Genomic DNA, 13,827 nt, shown 5'->3' with positions numbered 1-13,827 from the left:
GTGGAGAGTAAAGAGTCCAGAGCGGAAAGCTGAAAGTGGAAAGTGGAAAGTCCGAATTATCATGACGTGGTTCCGCATATGTCATTCCGAACGCGGCGAAATATGACGTGGCGCTCGAAGCCATGCGTATTAACTCGCCGAACGTGAGGGGTCTGCTTTTAACAATTCTGATTTGTAATAAGTGCCCCGATGGTCCGGGATTTGAATCCCGGACAAAAATATCAAGGATTTTAATCCTTGGCAAGTTATCAATAAACTAGACGCCGGTTCGAGGACTAAAGTCCTAATACGTGCGTCGGGGATTAAAATCCCCGACGATCTGCAACACAACTGATCGGATATCGCGCCCGAACATGGGCATTTGAAAAATAATTTCGTGTTTTCACCCTTTCGTGTTTTCGTGATAAGAAAGAATTATCTTTGGAAAGTGTAACGCACAACAAAATATCCCTCCTCGACGAGCACACCGCAAACCGTATAGCGGCGGGCGAGGTTGTCGAACGCCCGGCTTCGGTGGTTAAGGAGCTTGTAGAGAATTCGATTGATGCAGGGGCATCTTCCATCAGCATCACCCTTGAAGAAGGTGGCAAGGACCTTATCAAGATAGTCGATAACGGCTGCGGCATGGGTCGTGACGATGCAGTGCTCTCCCTTCAGCGCCACGCCACTTCCAAGATCAGGGACGCGGAGGATTTGGAGTCTATCAGCACCCTGGGTTTTCGCGGTGAGGCCCTGCCGAGTATTGCCTCAGTTTCGGTGATCGAAATGATTACCAAGAGCGAATCGTCAGACGGCGTCCGGCTGGAGGTGGAGGCAGGGACTATCACCAATCTAGAATCAGTCGGCGCACCGCAAGGAACCGCAATATCTGTAAAGAAACTCTTCTTTAATACCCCGGCGCGGTTAAAGTTTTTGAAATCTTCTCAAACAGAGTTGTCCCACATAGCCGAGATTGTCGGCTGGTTTGCCATGGCGTATCCGTCTATCCATTTCAGGCTGATCCATGGCGGCCGCGAAGTCTTGCTCTCACCCGGGACCGGCATTCGCCTGAACAGCATCACTCAGGTTATGGGAAAAGATATCGCCAGGCAGCTTGCGCCGGTCAAGTTCGAGACAACCGTGATGAAAGTCGAGGGTTTTGTATCCAACCCGCAGCTCACCAAGATCAACCGCCGCGACCAGGTCTTCTTTGTAAACGGCAGGCCGATAAAGAGCCGCACGATTACTCACGCTCTCGACCAGGCATATCGCGGTCTGCTGCAGCCAGGACGCTTTGCTGTCGCCGTGCTCTTTATTGACCTTGTGCCCGAGCTTGTCGATGTCAATGTCCACCCCACCAAGACTGAAGTTAAGTTCTCCAGCGAAAATGAGATACACAGCGCGGTTCACAGAGCGGTGAACGAGGCTCTGATGGAGGGCGCAGCCGCTCCGACGATTTCCAACACCGGTTCGGCACAGCAGCATCGCCCAATCCCCGATTTCATGCCCAGGCAGGCTCATCAGGGCAGCCTGATAGAGCCGTCAGAGACCGATCTGGAGGCTTTTAAGCAGGCTTTGGCAGAGAGACGTGAGGTCGCCATATCCGAGTCAGCAACTGATGATCCATTCGTCTGGACAAAAGGGCAGGGCGTCCCCATTGAAGAGTCACCTGTACCGGAGGCCGATTTTGATGCAGCGCGTGCAGTATCGCTCCATGGAGTAAAAGTAATAGGTCAGGCTAGAAACTTATACATACTTGCACAGTGCGACGACGGCGTACTCATCATAGACCAGCATGTCGCGCATGAGCGGGTGCTCTTTGAGCGTATGATGAAGTCACGTGAAGAGCGCGGGATCGCTATTCAGGGTCTGGTTGTTCCAATTACGCTCTCACTGAGCGCAAAGGAGAGCGCAATCGTCAAGCAGAGGTTGGAGGATATCCACAAATCAGGCTACGAGCTTGAACCTTTTGGGCAGAACACATTTGTTATGCGCGGCGCGCCCGCCAATGTAAAACTCGAAGAGGCCGAAAGCACTCTGCGCGATATGATCCAGGAACTAGTGGATTTGAGTATATCCAAGCACTTGCTCGTTCGACCGGACCAGGTCTTGATCACTGCGTCCTGCAAGATGGCGATCAAGGCTGGTGAGCAACTCTCAATGCCTGAGATGGAGCGGCTCGTCGAGGACCTCATGCAGACCGACAACCCCTTCGTCTGCCCGCATGGCAGGCCGATAATCATCAGTCTGTCAAACTGGGAACTCGACCGCAAGTTTCATAGAATATAGGTAACAGGCAATAGGGCACAGGCAACAGTTTCGGTCAACGACATGTTGATCGGGCGTTATATCCGATGACGCCCGAAACAGAACTTTGGGGATTTGAAATCCCGAGATTTCGTTTCGCACGCGATCAGATATCGCGCGCAATCAACAATCCGATAATCAATACAAAATCCCAAAATACTAAACTACTTGTTTGACTCAAACCCCGCTCTATGGTACCATCTGATTCGTAAACAAGGGGAAAACGAATCACATGGATAAACCGTTAGTAGCAATAGTCGGTAGGCCGAATGTAGGCAAATCGACTCTCTTTAATAGGATAGTGGGCCGCAGGATCGCAATTGTCGAGGATACAGCCGGGATCACTCGTGATCGGATCTATGCCGAGGCAGAGTGGAACGGCCGCGAGTTTGTGATGATCGACACCGGCGGGATTCTGCTCAACGAGAGCGACCCGCTCAAGTCGGAGGTAACGATTCAAGCGCAGGTCGCGCTGGACGAGGCCGACGTAATAGTTTTCATGGTGGATACCACCACCGGTATCACTCCTGGCGACGAAGACATAGCCGAGCAGCTCCGAGGGTCACACAAGCCGGTGCTGCTGGCCGCCAATAAGGCCGACAATACCGCTCGCGAACAGGACGCCGCAGAGTTTTATGCACTGGGCCTGGGCGATATTCACCCGGTCTCATCTCTTAACGGCAGGTCTGTTGCCGATCTGCTCGATGAAGTCGTCAGAGCACTGCCTGATGAGGGAAAAGAACCAGCATATCCTGAAGACGCGATCAGAATAGCGATCATAGGCCGCCCGAATGTCGGCAAGTCATCGCTGGTGAATGCCATTCTCGGAGAGAAGCGCGCAATAGTCTCGGATATACCCGGCACCACGCGCGATGCTGTCGATACTGTCCTTCGACGCGGCGATGACGAACTGGTGCTAATCGATACCGCCGGGATCAGAAAATCTGGCAAGATCCAGGGCTCGGTGGAGTATTATACAGTCCTGCGCGCGGTCCGAGCGATGGAACGCGCGGATGTGGCAATGGTAGTTATCGACGCGTTCGACGGTCTGCGTGACGGCGACAAGCGTGTCGCGGGTTTCGCCCATGAGGCGGGCAGGGCGTGCGTTGTGGTTGTAAACAAGTGGGACCTGGTCTCGGAAGAGGACATGCATGCGTTTGCGGAAAATGTGAAAAGGCAGATACCATTTTTAGACTACGCTCCGGTTGTTTTTACATCGGCTTTGAAAGGGACCGGCATCACCGATGCGGTCGATACGGCGATTGACGCCGCTGCAAATCACGCTCTGCGGATTTCCACGGGCGAGTTGAATAGAATATTGCAGGATGCTGTAGACGAGCACCCGTATTCGCGCAAAGGCAAGGACTTTCGCGTGCGCTATGCGACCATGACTGATGTCAAGCCGCCGACTATCGTGATCTTCGTCAACAATCCTGACCTTGCGCATTTTTCGTATGTGCGATATCTTGAAAACAGGATAAGGCGGGAGTATTCATATGAGGGCACTCCTCTGAAGCTAATCATACGAAAGGCGAAAAAGGAGAGATAGTTGAAAACTGCGCTCATACTCGCACTCTGTTATTTGATAGGTTCCATCCCATTCGGCGTGATAATGGGCAGGCTGCGCGGGATCGATATACAAAAACATGGTAGCGGCAATATAGGCGCGACCAACGTCCTCCGCACACTGGGCGTTGTCCCGGCGATCATTGTTTTCATTCTCGATGCGATGAAGGGTTGCGCGGCGGTTTTGATCTGCGACTCACTGCATATGGGTCAATATATAGTGGTCGCCGGCGCGCTGCTTGCGATTGTTGGTCACACATTCTCAGTGTTCCTGAAGTTTACCGGCGGTAAGGCCGTTTCAACCAGTCTCGGTGTGATTATAGGCCTTAACTGGATCATAGCGCTGATCGCTTTTCTAGTCTGGTGCGCGTTGGTGGCGATCACCAGATACGTGTCGATAGCGTCCATGATTGCGGCTATGTCAGTTCCGGTGATGATGATTTGCTGGAAAGCTCAGCATGTGCCTCCGGCATATCAGGCTTTGGCTGTATTGGCCGCTCTCGCGATAGTAATAAAGCACAAATCCAATATGAAGCGGCTTATGCAGGGCACCGAATCAAAAATCGGCCAGAAAGTGGATACTTCGAAAGCAAAGGAAGAAATCTCTCAATGAACAGTCCTCATGTCATGCTCGCGATGACTGCTATAGAAAATTATCTGCGAGAAGGCAGCCTGCCGGGTGTGCCTGCGAATACTCCTAGTGAATTGCTCGCGACCCGGGCAGGGGCGTTCGTATGCCTCAAACGCGACGGCCAGCTTCGAGGTTGTATCGGCACGATTGAGCCTGTGATGGATAACCTCGCTCTTGAGATTATGGAGAATGCAGTAAGCGCAGCAACACGCGATCCTAGGTTTATGCCTGTTGAGACGCGAGAGCTTGACGGGATAGAGTGCAGCGTGGATGTTCTCAGCCCGTCTGAGCAGGTTCATGACCTCAGGAAACTCGATCCCAAGAGATATGGCGTGATAGTGGAGAGCGGAGGACGGCGCGGTCTGCTGCTTCCTGATCTGGATGGAGTCGACACAGTTGAGCAACAGATAGACATAGCCCGTCGAAAAGCATACATACGCAGCAATGATCCGATCAAGCTCTACCGTTTTGAAGTGCTGAGATATTATTAACCTCAGCCATATAATCACATATAATTAACACATTAATATTGAATCTCTGCAATTGGCACGATTTGTGCAAATTGGTTTTGTGGCTGGGGGGCTATACAAAACAGGAGGTTGATATTCATGTTTGTGCGCACTGTTTTTGTGGCCGCCCTGCTGGTGGCAATGTTTGCTTCAGGAGCCATAGGCTCCATAGGCTGCGATGTCCAAAGTTCCGGCGGCAATACTACCTACACTTACTCCTATCTCAACACTGAAGAGTCCTCCGACACCATCACCGCACTTCACGTTTATGCGCCGGTCGACTCGACTCTGATTACAGGCTGGAGCGCTGATACCGGATGGAGCTTCAGTGTTGAAGTCGACCCTACGGGAGCGTCCGACATCTATTGGTATACAAGCAATCCAATAGTCAGCGGCATTGATTACGGCGAAATTCTTACAGCCTCTATGACTGTTCCGTCGGCTTACACAACCAAAGTCGACGACTATGTTCTGGAAGACTTTCCCGTAGGCAACTGGGGTTACGATTCGTTTACAAGCGGCGGCACGTTGGTAATGCTCGGCAGTGTCGCTGTACCATCGGGCAGCGCCCCCGAGGTTCCCGAGACCCCTGAGCCTGCAAGCATTGTTGCGCTCATATGCGGATGCGCGGCGCTTGTTGCGAGACGAAAAATGCGGTGATCATACAGCGAATTGCAAAACCGCAGACCAATCAAATATAGTCATTCCGAACGAATGTGAGGAATCTGCTTTGAACCAGACATCTCAAAAAGTAGATTTCTCACTATTTTTTATTTTGGCACCAGTCTCAATTCGCCATTTGCAATCAATCTTGTACGATCTCGATGCCGAAGCCGCTATGTTCCTGTGACTAATCATGGCAATCGGCCATGTGCTATCATGCCCCCGTTCGCACAAAAATATTATGTGGTTTTATAGCTGCTCCAATATGCACTCAATGTTATCCTGCTACAATTTATGAGAGGGATGCAAAGCACATCCCAAGGGAGGGGTTAACGTGAAAGATACAACAATTTTTGACAACTGCCCGGTTTATAAGTCAGGCCATTTCAAGCTTCGATTAGTTGAGCAAGAAGACGCGGAGAATTTGCATCAATGCTATTCCGACCCCTCGGCTGTCCGATTAATGAATTCAGATAACTGCTCATGCGATTTTTATTTCAAAACGCTAAACGAGATGACTGAGATGATCCGGGGATGGATTGGGGCATATGAATCACGATGGGGAGCGTATGAAGGGGGCGCGTGCATACGGTTCTCAATCATCGATACTCAGAACAATACAGCCGTCGGCACTATCGAGATGTTCGACAAGACCAAAGACATCGGCATTCTTCGTCTTGATCTATGCTCGGCTTATGAAAAGCAGGATTATCTCATTGAGCTTATCGAGCTGGCAACTGAGAAATTTCACAATGCGTTTGGCGTAAAGCAAATCCTTACAAAGGCCATAGCAGAAGCTGCGGTACGTATTTATGCATTACAAGCTTGCGGTTATAATAGCACAGTTATACCCCGTGGTGATATATGGTGGACTTGGATTGATGGGAAGAAGGTGCGTGACCGCAAACTCATGCCTTACGGTGATTACTACGTACACGACGGGTGCTAGTTCAGCCGGTTTTGAATGCCTTCAGATTAAAAGTTTGACACTTCTCTTCTAGCTGGATAAAATATATAGGTTTAGGAAGCCCGGCAGCTTATTGAGCCCCCGGGCTATTTTGGCACGTATAAATCCAGCCCACAAACAACCGATGACAGGAGGAACGAAAACAAAATGTCAGTTAAAGTCGGAATCAATGGATTCGGCAGAATCGGCCGGTTGTCCCTCAGAGGGATGCTAGAGAATTATCCCAACGATATCGAAGTCGTTGCCATTAACGATCTGTTCGACTCCAAAACAAACGCCCATCTCTTCAAGTATGACAGCAACTATGGTCCCTGGAAGGGAACCGTAGAGGCAGTCGAAGACGGAATCATCATCGACGGCAAGAAGATTGCTGTTTATGCCGAGAAGGATCCTGCGAACATTCCGTGGCAGAATCATGGTGTTGAGATCGTTGTCGAAAGCACCGGTGTATTCACAGACGCCACCAAGGCTGCCGCTCACAAGCACGGCACAGTAAAGAAAGTCATCATCTCCGCCCCTGCGAAGAATGAGGATGCCACCATCGTTATGGGCGTGAACGAAGACGTCTACGATCCGTCCAAGGACAGCGTCGTGTCGAACGCAAGCTGCACAACCAACTGCCTTGCTCCGTTCACAAAGGTCCTCAATGATGCCATTGGTATTGAGAACGGTTTCATGAACACGATCCACTCATACACCAATGACCAGAAGACCGCCGACCAGGCTCACAAGGATCCAAGACGTGCCCGCGCAGCCGCCGTCAATATCATCCCGACCAGCACAGGCGCTGCCAAGGCCATCGGTCTTGTTATACCTGAGCTTAAGGGCAAACTGCACGGTCTTTCACTGCGCGTCCCGACACCGACCGTCTCCATGGTTGACCTTACCGTCAACTTCAAGAGAGCGACCACGGTTGAAGAGATCAACGCCGCTGTCAAGGCCGCTGCCGATGGTCCTATGAAGGGCATCCTTGGTTACACCGAAGACGCAGTTGTTTCGACCGACTTCAAGGGCGACCCCAGAAGCTCGATCTTCGATGGTCTGTCCACAATGATGATCGGCGACAAGTATGCCAAGGTTTTGAGCTGGTATGACAATGAGTGGGCATACTCCATGAGAGTAGGCGACCTCATCATGTTCATGGTCAAGAAGGGTCTCTAAGATGAATAAGAAGACCGTAAAGGATATCGACGTTCGCGGGAAGCGCGTTCTGGTCCGTGTGGACTTCAACGTGCCGCTGGATTCGGACCGCAACATTACCGATGATCGGCGAATCGTTGCGGCGCTTCCTACCATCAAATATCTGATAGATAATGGCGCCAGGGTGATACTAATGTCTCACCTTGGCCGCCCTGAGACCGATGAAAACGGCAATGTGACCCCTGATTCGGTTAAAAAGTTTAACCTGGACCCTGTCGCCCAGCGCCTTTCGGACCTGCTGGGTAAGACCGTCAAGAAAGCCGACGACTGCATAGGCGACGAGGTAAAGCAGGCAGCGATGAGCCTTGCGGACGGCGATGTGCTGCTCCTTGAGAATGTCAGGTTCTACAAGAAAGAGACCAAGAACGATCCGAAGTTCGCCGAGCAGCTTGCAAGCCTTGGCGAGCTTTACGTGAACGACGCGTTCGGCACCGCTCATAGAGCGCATGCTTCCACTGAGGGCGTGACCAAGTATCTGCCGGGCGTCGCGGGCTTTCTTATGGAGAAAGAACTCGATTACCTTGGCAGGGCCATAGGCAACCCCGAAAGGCCATTCTTGGCGATCCTTGGCGGCGCGAAAGTCGCTGACAAGATCCCTGTAATCGACAACCTGCTCACCAAAGTGAACAGCCTGATTATAGGCGGCGGCATGGCTTATACTTTCTTCAAGGCGCAGGGCTATGAGATCGGCAAGTCACTTCTGGATGCCGAGGGCCTGGACCTCGCTAAGAACGCTATGGCAAAAGCCAAAGAGCTTGGCGTAGAGCTTGTTTTGCCGGTAGATGTGGTTGTGGCGACTGAGTTCTCAAACGATGCAGAGCGCAAGGTCGTTCCTGTTGACGGCATTCCCGCCGACTGGATGGGTATGGACATCGGTCCCGCCTCGATCGAGAAGTTCAAGGCAGTGATCGCAAAGTCCAAGACTATCGTCTGGAACGGCCCGATGGGTGTCTTCGAGATGCCTAACTTCGCGGTCGGCACAAAGGCAGTAGCTGAGGCTCTGGCCAATGCTTCCGCAACCACGATCATCGGCGGCGGTGACTCCGCTGCTGCAGTCGAACAGATGGGCTTTGCAGACAAGATGAGCCATGTATCCACCGGCGGCGGCGCCTCTCTCGAATTCCTCGAGGGCAAGGAACTGCCGGGTGTGGTCGCTCTGCAGGATAAGTAAGATAGGCAATTGGCAACAGATCCCCTTCCGTCTCCCCGTTGGCGGGAGAGGGAAGGGGTTTGGTGGATACAAGCAAAAGGCGTGCTGCAATGGGTCTTGAAGAACTCGACAGAATGTCTCCAGAAGCAAGAGAAAAGTATCTGGAGATATTGCGAAGCATTCCAATCGGGCGCAAGCTGGAGATTACGGCGTCGTTCTGTGATGCGATGCGTGAGATGGTCATATCTGCAATACGCTCTGAAAATCCTGACGCGTCTGAGATGGACATACTCAAGGAGCTTTCCATGCGTGTTTTGCCGGAGGATATTCGTAAAAAGGCATACGGATGGTAGTCAGCCAAACTGCAGTTATCGAAATGGTGATATCGGCTCTGAATGAAGAGCGCATCTCATATATGATCGTCGGTTCAATGGCTGCATCCGCTTATGGTGAGATACGTGATACGCACGATATGGACATGGTGATCGTGCTGGATGTCGATTCCATGCACCGACTTGCCAGGCGTTTGGGCAATGAGTTCTATTTCGACACTGAAGCAGCCGAAGAAGCTGTCAGGAATGTTGATATGTTCAACATTATTCATTATGCAAGCAGCTTCAAGGTGGATTTTTGGGTGCTAAAGGATGATGAGTTGAGCCGGACACAGTTTGCCCGCAGACAGTCAAGTAATGCTTGGGGGACGTTGCAGGCATATGTCGAGTCTGCTGAGGATACGATCATATCAAAACTGCTCTGGAACCAAATCAGCCCATCAGAGAGACAATTGAAAGATATTGCAGGTATACTGAAGATCAGGAAAGAGAAATTGGATTACTCCTACCTGCGAGATTGGGCGGCAAAAAAAGCCGTGCTCGATACGTTGGAAAGACTTATAGAGGAAAACTAATGTCAAGAAAACCGTTTATAGCTGGAAACTGGAAAATGAACAAGACCATTGACGAGGGCGTCGCCCTGGTCAATGAGCTTAAGGGTCTTGTCGCTGGTATCGACAATGTAGACATAGCCGTGTGCCCGACTTTCGTGTCGCTCGCTAAGGTCGGTGATGCGATCAAGGGTTCAAACATCATGCTCGGCGGTCAGAACACATTCTGGAAAGAGTCCGGCGCGTGGACCAGCCAGGTCTCACCGCAGATGCTGGTGGATGCAGGCTGCCAGTGGGTCATTATCGGTCACTCCGAGACCCGTGGACGCTTCGGCACTGTTGATGGCGAGCTTGCCAAAGTCCTCGCATATTTTGGTGAGAGCGACGCGACTGTGAACATGAAAGCCAAATTCGCATTTGCCGCCGGTCTCAAGCCGATCATTGCCTGCGGCGAGATGCTCTCTGAGCGTGAAGCCGGTAAGACCGATGAGGTTATTTCCGCACAGATGAAAGCCGACCTCGCCGGTTTCACAAAAGAGCAGGCTATGCAGATGGTAATCGCATACGAGCCTGTGTGGGCTATCGGAACCGGCAAGACCTGTGATGCTGATGAGGCCGACAGAGTTTGCGGCGTGATCCGTGGAGTTGTAAAGGAGATGTACGGCGCTGATGTGGCGGATGCGGTTCGCATTCAATATGGCGGCAGTATGAAGCCGAGTAATGCTGCTGAACTGCTCAGCAAGCCAAACATTGATGGCGGTCTGATAGGCGGCGCTGCTCTTAAGGCTGCCGATTTCACTGGGATAATCAAGGCCGTAAAATAGAGATCAACACATACAAATAAGACAAAAGGGTGCCTTTGGGTGCCCTTTTTTGTGTTTTCCTCACCCTCACGGTGAAAAGCACTTTGACAACCTAGCGAACATGTAGTATAACTCTGTCAAGATACTATGCGTATTCAAATATGAGGTAATTTGAAATTTGAACATGCATAGAGCGCGCTAATTGTAAGAGCCAGAATGAGAGGACATAGAATGAATAGGCATAGGCGCATTATAACAGCTTTGATATCAATCTTTGTGTTGTCGATGACTCTGCCGACATTCGCAGATGTGATTCTGCCCGTAGGGTTTCTAGAGCAATTCTGGAATAATGACACATGCGGCAAGGGCTCCTGTGGTCCGGCTTCGACAGCCATGTGCTGCCGCTATGTTTGGGGTTATTCCGGCATAAGCGGGGTGCCAGTGACACAGGATATTATAAATATTTGGAATTACCTGGGCGGCAACCCAAATGGAAACGATTCGAATGGAACCAGCTTGAGTCAGTTGGTAAGCGCTGCGAATGGAGTTTTTGGTATAGGCACTGTCTATCAGACTACATCTACTCTCGCGAATATCAAAAACGAGATAGCCGCCGGAAATCCGGTTCTGGTCCATGTAAAAGCTGGTGATTTGACTAACCGCGGCTACACCTACACCGGGGGCCATTACATAGTGGCTGTCGGGTATAATTCCGACTACCTTATCTGCAACGATCCTGGAACCTATCTGGGGTATCGCAAATACTACAGCAATGCAGATATGATTAAGGCAATGAATGATGCAGGTTGCGGAGTATTAAAAGGCTTCTACAACACGCCGCAGCCCCCACCATCCGCACCCAATCCCGGATCAGGTGCGTGCATCCAATATGTAGCACATGTTGCAAATATCGGATGGCAGAGTTGGGTCCAGAATGGCTCTACTGCCGGCACAACAGGGCAAAGCAAGGCAATACAGGCTCTTTGCATACGCTCACTTAATACCACTGTTTCCTACCGTGCCAACGTGCAGAGTTATGGTTGGCAAGGTTGGGTATCAAATGGAGCAATGGCCGGCACTACGGGTATTAATCGAAGGCTTGAAGCCATACAGATCACAGTCGGCACAGGTTATTCGGTCAGCTACCAGGCCAACGTTCAGGATATCGGCTGGCAGCCCGTTGTTGCGAATGGCGCTGTTGCAGGAACCACGGGGCAGAGCAAGCGTCTTGAAGCGCTTCGTGTGTGGATTACAGACATCGCCTCGCCGACGATCAGTTCTTCAAGTATAAGCCCCGCAATGGCTGCCAAAAGCGACACCGTCAGTGTGACGGTCAATGCGGCGGACAATGTAGGCGTCACGTCCGTTACGGCCAACGGCACGGCTCTGACAGATTCGAACGGCGTATGGAGTGGAAATATCGCCGCTGATTCCACACTCGGCCTGCATTCTGTAGCAGTTGTTGCTCGTGATGCGGCTGGTAACCAGGTAACGAACTCCAATCTCAGTTACCGAACCGCTGAAGTTGTAGGCGTAAATGGACGCCGCATTAAAGACGCCATATCGAGCACTGCCGGTCAGTACTATCTTTTTAAGGTCTGGGGAAAAGTAGAGAACCCAAATACAAACTACTTCGACATCGATGACGGCTCCGGAACGAAGATCAGAGTATATGCGCCCGGATACACCGGTATTACGACCGGTAATTACATCTCGGCCAGAGGCATATTGAATACGTCCACAAGCCCCATAACGCTGACTTGTAACCCTGAATATCTCCAGAAGTATAAGTGACGGCGTCTTGTAAGTGTCGGCCTGCTGTGCTATACTAACGCAAGATTTGAAGCAGATTAAGGGGGAACAGTCGTTGAAGGTTATATGCGCTAGAAAGGATATATTCGAGGGCGTGCAGACAGCGGGAAGAGCGGTCAGTCCACGCACGTCACTTCCGATTCTCGGGCACTTGCTGATTACGGCTGAGGAAGACAAGATCAGAATCGCCGCAACCGACCTTGAGATCGGCATGGAGTGTGTGGTGGAGGCAAAGATTGAGGAGCCGGGCCAGATGGCGGTCCCGTCTAAGACTCTGACTGAAATCCTTGCGGCGCTGCCGGATACGGACGTGACCCTTTCGGTTGATGATGCAAATACGATCAGCTTGCAGTGCGGAACATCCGATTATTCGATTCTTGGCTTGCCTGCTGAAGAGTTCCCAATGCTGCCTGAGATACACGAAGATGTCAGCCTGACAATTGAGCACGATGCTCTGCGCGACGCGATCAAGAGAACGTCCTTTGCGATCAGCCAGGACGAGTCCCGCGCAATCCTCACAGGGATCCTGATGCAGGTTACCGATGACGGAGCCAAGCTGGTATCGACGGACGGCCATAGGCTGTGCCTGCAGGAGTGCGCAGTTGCAGAGAGCCATGGGAGTGTGAATGCGATAATCCCCGGCAGGGCAATGAACGAACTGACACGCATCGTCCCGGAGGGCAAGGGCACAATCGAGATCAAGATCGCTGCGAGTCAGATTATGTTCCAGATAGGCGAGACAAGCCTTATTTCCAGGCTGATCGAGGGCCAGTTCCCGAACTACGAGAAAGTTATCCCTCAGGAGCATAATAAGAAGCTTACAATTCCCACAGACCAGTTACTGCAGAGCGTAAAGCGCGTCGAGATCGTCGCTCGCGAGAACTCACACAAGACTATTCTAAGTATCGAGGACGGTACTCTGACGGTTACCGCTGAGAGTGGAAACGTCGGCAGAGCGCATGAAGAGGTCGAGGTCATTAAAGAGGGCGACGACATTAAAATGGCTTTCAATGCTCGTTACCTGCTGGATGTTTTGAATGTGATCGACACCGAGGCGATTGATGTAGAGCTTTCAGGCGAGTCCAGCCCGGCAGTTATCAGACCGCAGGGACAGTTTGATTATACATATGTCCTTATGCCTATGCAGATAGATTAGTTGGCTGTCGGCAGTCGGCAGTTAGATTGTGAAATATTGATAGGCGGCGATCTCCGAATCGCCGCCTTTTTGCACAGGGCGAACGCATCAAAATGCTATCCACCTTGTTTTGGCCTCTGCGGTTAAAACCGCGGCTAAGAAAAACACGAAGTGTCCCTTCGGACACTGAGATTTCAGTCGGCGAAGGCCGACTTTGTGTAT

The 13,827-nt window shown here is 51.3% G+C and carries 13 protein-coding genes; all 13 read left to right on the top strand.

What is annotated here, in order from left to right:
* Positions 1-420 precede the first annotated feature (420 nt).
* The 13 genes from mutL (at position 421) to dnaN (ending at position 13,626) form a co-directional block, all read left to right on the top strand.
* Positions 421-2,268, top strand: coding sequence for a DNA mismatch repair endonuclease MutL (gene mutL, locus ABFD83_04995; protein MEN6356425.1), 1,848 nt, complete (start codon positions 421-423; stop codon positions 2,266-2,268).
* A 250-nt stretch (positions 2,269-2,518) separates the two neighbouring features.
* Positions 2,519-3,835: a ribosome biogenesis GTPase Der gene (gene der, locus ABFD83_04990; GenBank protein MEN6356424.1), complete on the top strand. Its 1,317-nt coding sequence runs from the start codon at positions 2,519-2,521 to the stop codon at positions 3,833-3,835.
* Positions 3,836-4,465: a glycerol-3-phosphate 1-O-acyltransferase PlsY gene (plsY, locus tag ABFD83_04985; GenBank protein ID MEN6356423.1), complete on the top strand. Its 630-nt coding sequence runs from the start codon at positions 3,836-3,838 to the stop codon at positions 4,463-4,465.
* Positions 4,462-4,974, top strand: a complete 513-nt coding sequence (gene amrA / locus ABFD83_04980) for an AmmeMemoRadiSam system protein A (GenBank protein MEN6356422.1) — start codon at positions 4,462-4,464, stop codon at positions 4,972-4,974. The genes plsY and amrA overlap by 4 nt, the downstream gene beginning before the upstream one ends.
* A gap of 117 nt (positions 4,975-5,091) precedes the next feature.
* Positions 5,092-5,652: a hypothetical protein gene (locus ABFD83_04975; protein ID MEN6356421.1), complete on the top strand. Its 561-nt coding sequence runs from the start codon at positions 5,092-5,094 to the stop codon at positions 5,650-5,652.
* A 337-nt stretch (positions 5,653-5,989) separates the two neighbouring features.
* Positions 5,990-6,604 (top strand): GNAT family N-acetyltransferase, encoded by a 615-nt coding sequence (locus tag ABFD83_04970; GenBank protein MEN6356420.1) that lies wholly within the window; start codon positions 5,990-5,992, stop codon positions 6,602-6,604.
* A gap of 165 nt (positions 6,605-6,769) precedes the next feature.
* Positions 6,770-7,783 carry a type I glyceraldehyde-3-phosphate dehydrogenase gene (gene gap / locus ABFD83_04965; protein ID MEN6356419.1) on the top strand — a complete coding sequence of 338 codons (1,014 nt, stop codon included), beginning with the start codon at positions 6,770-6,772 and terminating at the stop codon, positions 7,781-7,783.
* A 1-nt stretch (position 7,784) separates the two neighbouring features.
* Positions 7,785-8,993 (top strand): phosphoglycerate kinase, encoded by a 1,209-nt coding sequence (locus tag ABFD83_04960; protein MEN6356418.1) that lies wholly within the window; start codon positions 7,785-7,787, stop codon positions 8,991-8,993.
* A gap of 62 nt (positions 8,994-9,055) precedes the next feature.
* Positions 9,056-9,325 carry a hypothetical protein gene (locus ABFD83_04955; GenBank protein ID MEN6356417.1) on the top strand — a complete coding sequence of 90 codons (270 nt, stop codon included), beginning with the start codon at positions 9,056-9,058 and terminating at the stop codon, positions 9,323-9,325.
* On the top strand, positions 9,319-9,879 hold the full coding sequence (locus ABFD83_04950) for a hypothetical protein (GenBank protein ID MEN6356416.1): 561 nt from the start codon (positions 9,319-9,321) through the stop codon (positions 9,877-9,879). Before ABFD83_04955 ends, ABFD83_04950 begins: the two co-directional genes overlap by 7 nt.
* Positions 9,879-10,679 (top strand): triose-phosphate isomerase, encoded by an 801-nt coding sequence (tpiA, locus tag ABFD83_04945; GenBank protein MEN6356415.1) that lies wholly within the window; start codon positions 9,879-9,881, stop codon positions 10,677-10,679. The genes ABFD83_04950 and tpiA overlap by 1 nt, the downstream gene beginning before the upstream one ends.
* Before the next feature lie 210 nt (positions 10,680-10,889).
* Positions 10,890-12,452 carry a C39 family peptidase gene (locus ABFD83_04940; protein ID MEN6356414.1) on the top strand — a complete coding sequence of 521 codons (1,563 nt, stop codon included), beginning with the start codon at positions 10,890-10,892 and terminating at the stop codon, positions 12,450-12,452.
* A gap of 73 nt (positions 12,453-12,525) precedes the next feature.
* Positions 12,526-13,626 (top strand): DNA polymerase III subunit beta, encoded by a 1,101-nt coding sequence (gene dnaN, locus ABFD83_04935; protein ID MEN6356413.1) that lies wholly within the window; start codon positions 12,526-12,528, stop codon positions 13,624-13,626.
* The last annotated feature ends 201 nt before the right edge of the window (positions 13,627-13,827 follow it).

The sequence above is a fragment of the Armatimonadota bacterium genome (genome assembly GCA_039679645.1).
Classification (GTDB): domain Bacteria; phylum Armatimonadota; class UBA5829; order UBA5829; family UBA5829; genus UBA5829.
Note: the sequence above shows the minus strand (reverse complement) of the source record. Positions and strands in the feature narration are given on the sequence as shown.

What these genes read in the sequence shown, in the direction of transcription:
- der (MEN6356424.1), top strand. Translation starts at nt 2,519, where the DNA reads ATGGATAAACCGTTAGTAGCAATAGTCGGTAGGCCGAATGTAGGCAAA.
- amrA (MEN6356422.1), top strand. Translation starts at nt 4,462, where the DNA reads ATGAACAGTCCTCATGTCATGCTCGCGATGACTGCTATAGAAAATTAT.
- ABFD83_04975 (MEN6356421.1), top strand. Translation starts at nt 5,092, where the DNA reads ATGTTTGTGCGCACTGTTTTTGTGGCCGCCCTGCTGGTGGCAATGTTT.
- gap (MEN6356419.1), top strand. Translation starts at nt 6,770, where the DNA reads ATGTCAGTTAAAGTCGGAATCAATGGATTCGGCAGAATCGGCCGGTTG.
- ABFD83_04960 (MEN6356418.1), top strand. Translation starts at nt 7,785, where the DNA reads ATGAATAAGAAGACCGTAAAGGATATCGACGTTCGCGGGAAGCGCGTT.
- ABFD83_04950 (MEN6356416.1), top strand. Translation starts at nt 9,319, where the DNA reads ATGGTAGTCAGCCAAACTGCAGTTATCGAAATGGTGATATCGGCTCTG.
- tpiA (MEN6356415.1), top strand. Translation starts at nt 9,879, where the DNA reads ATGTCAAGAAAACCGTTTATAGCTGGAAACTGGAAAATGAACAAGACC.
- ABFD83_04940 (MEN6356414.1), top strand. Translation starts at nt 10,890, where the DNA reads ATGAATAGGCATAGGCGCATTATAACAGCTTTGATATCAATCTTTGTG.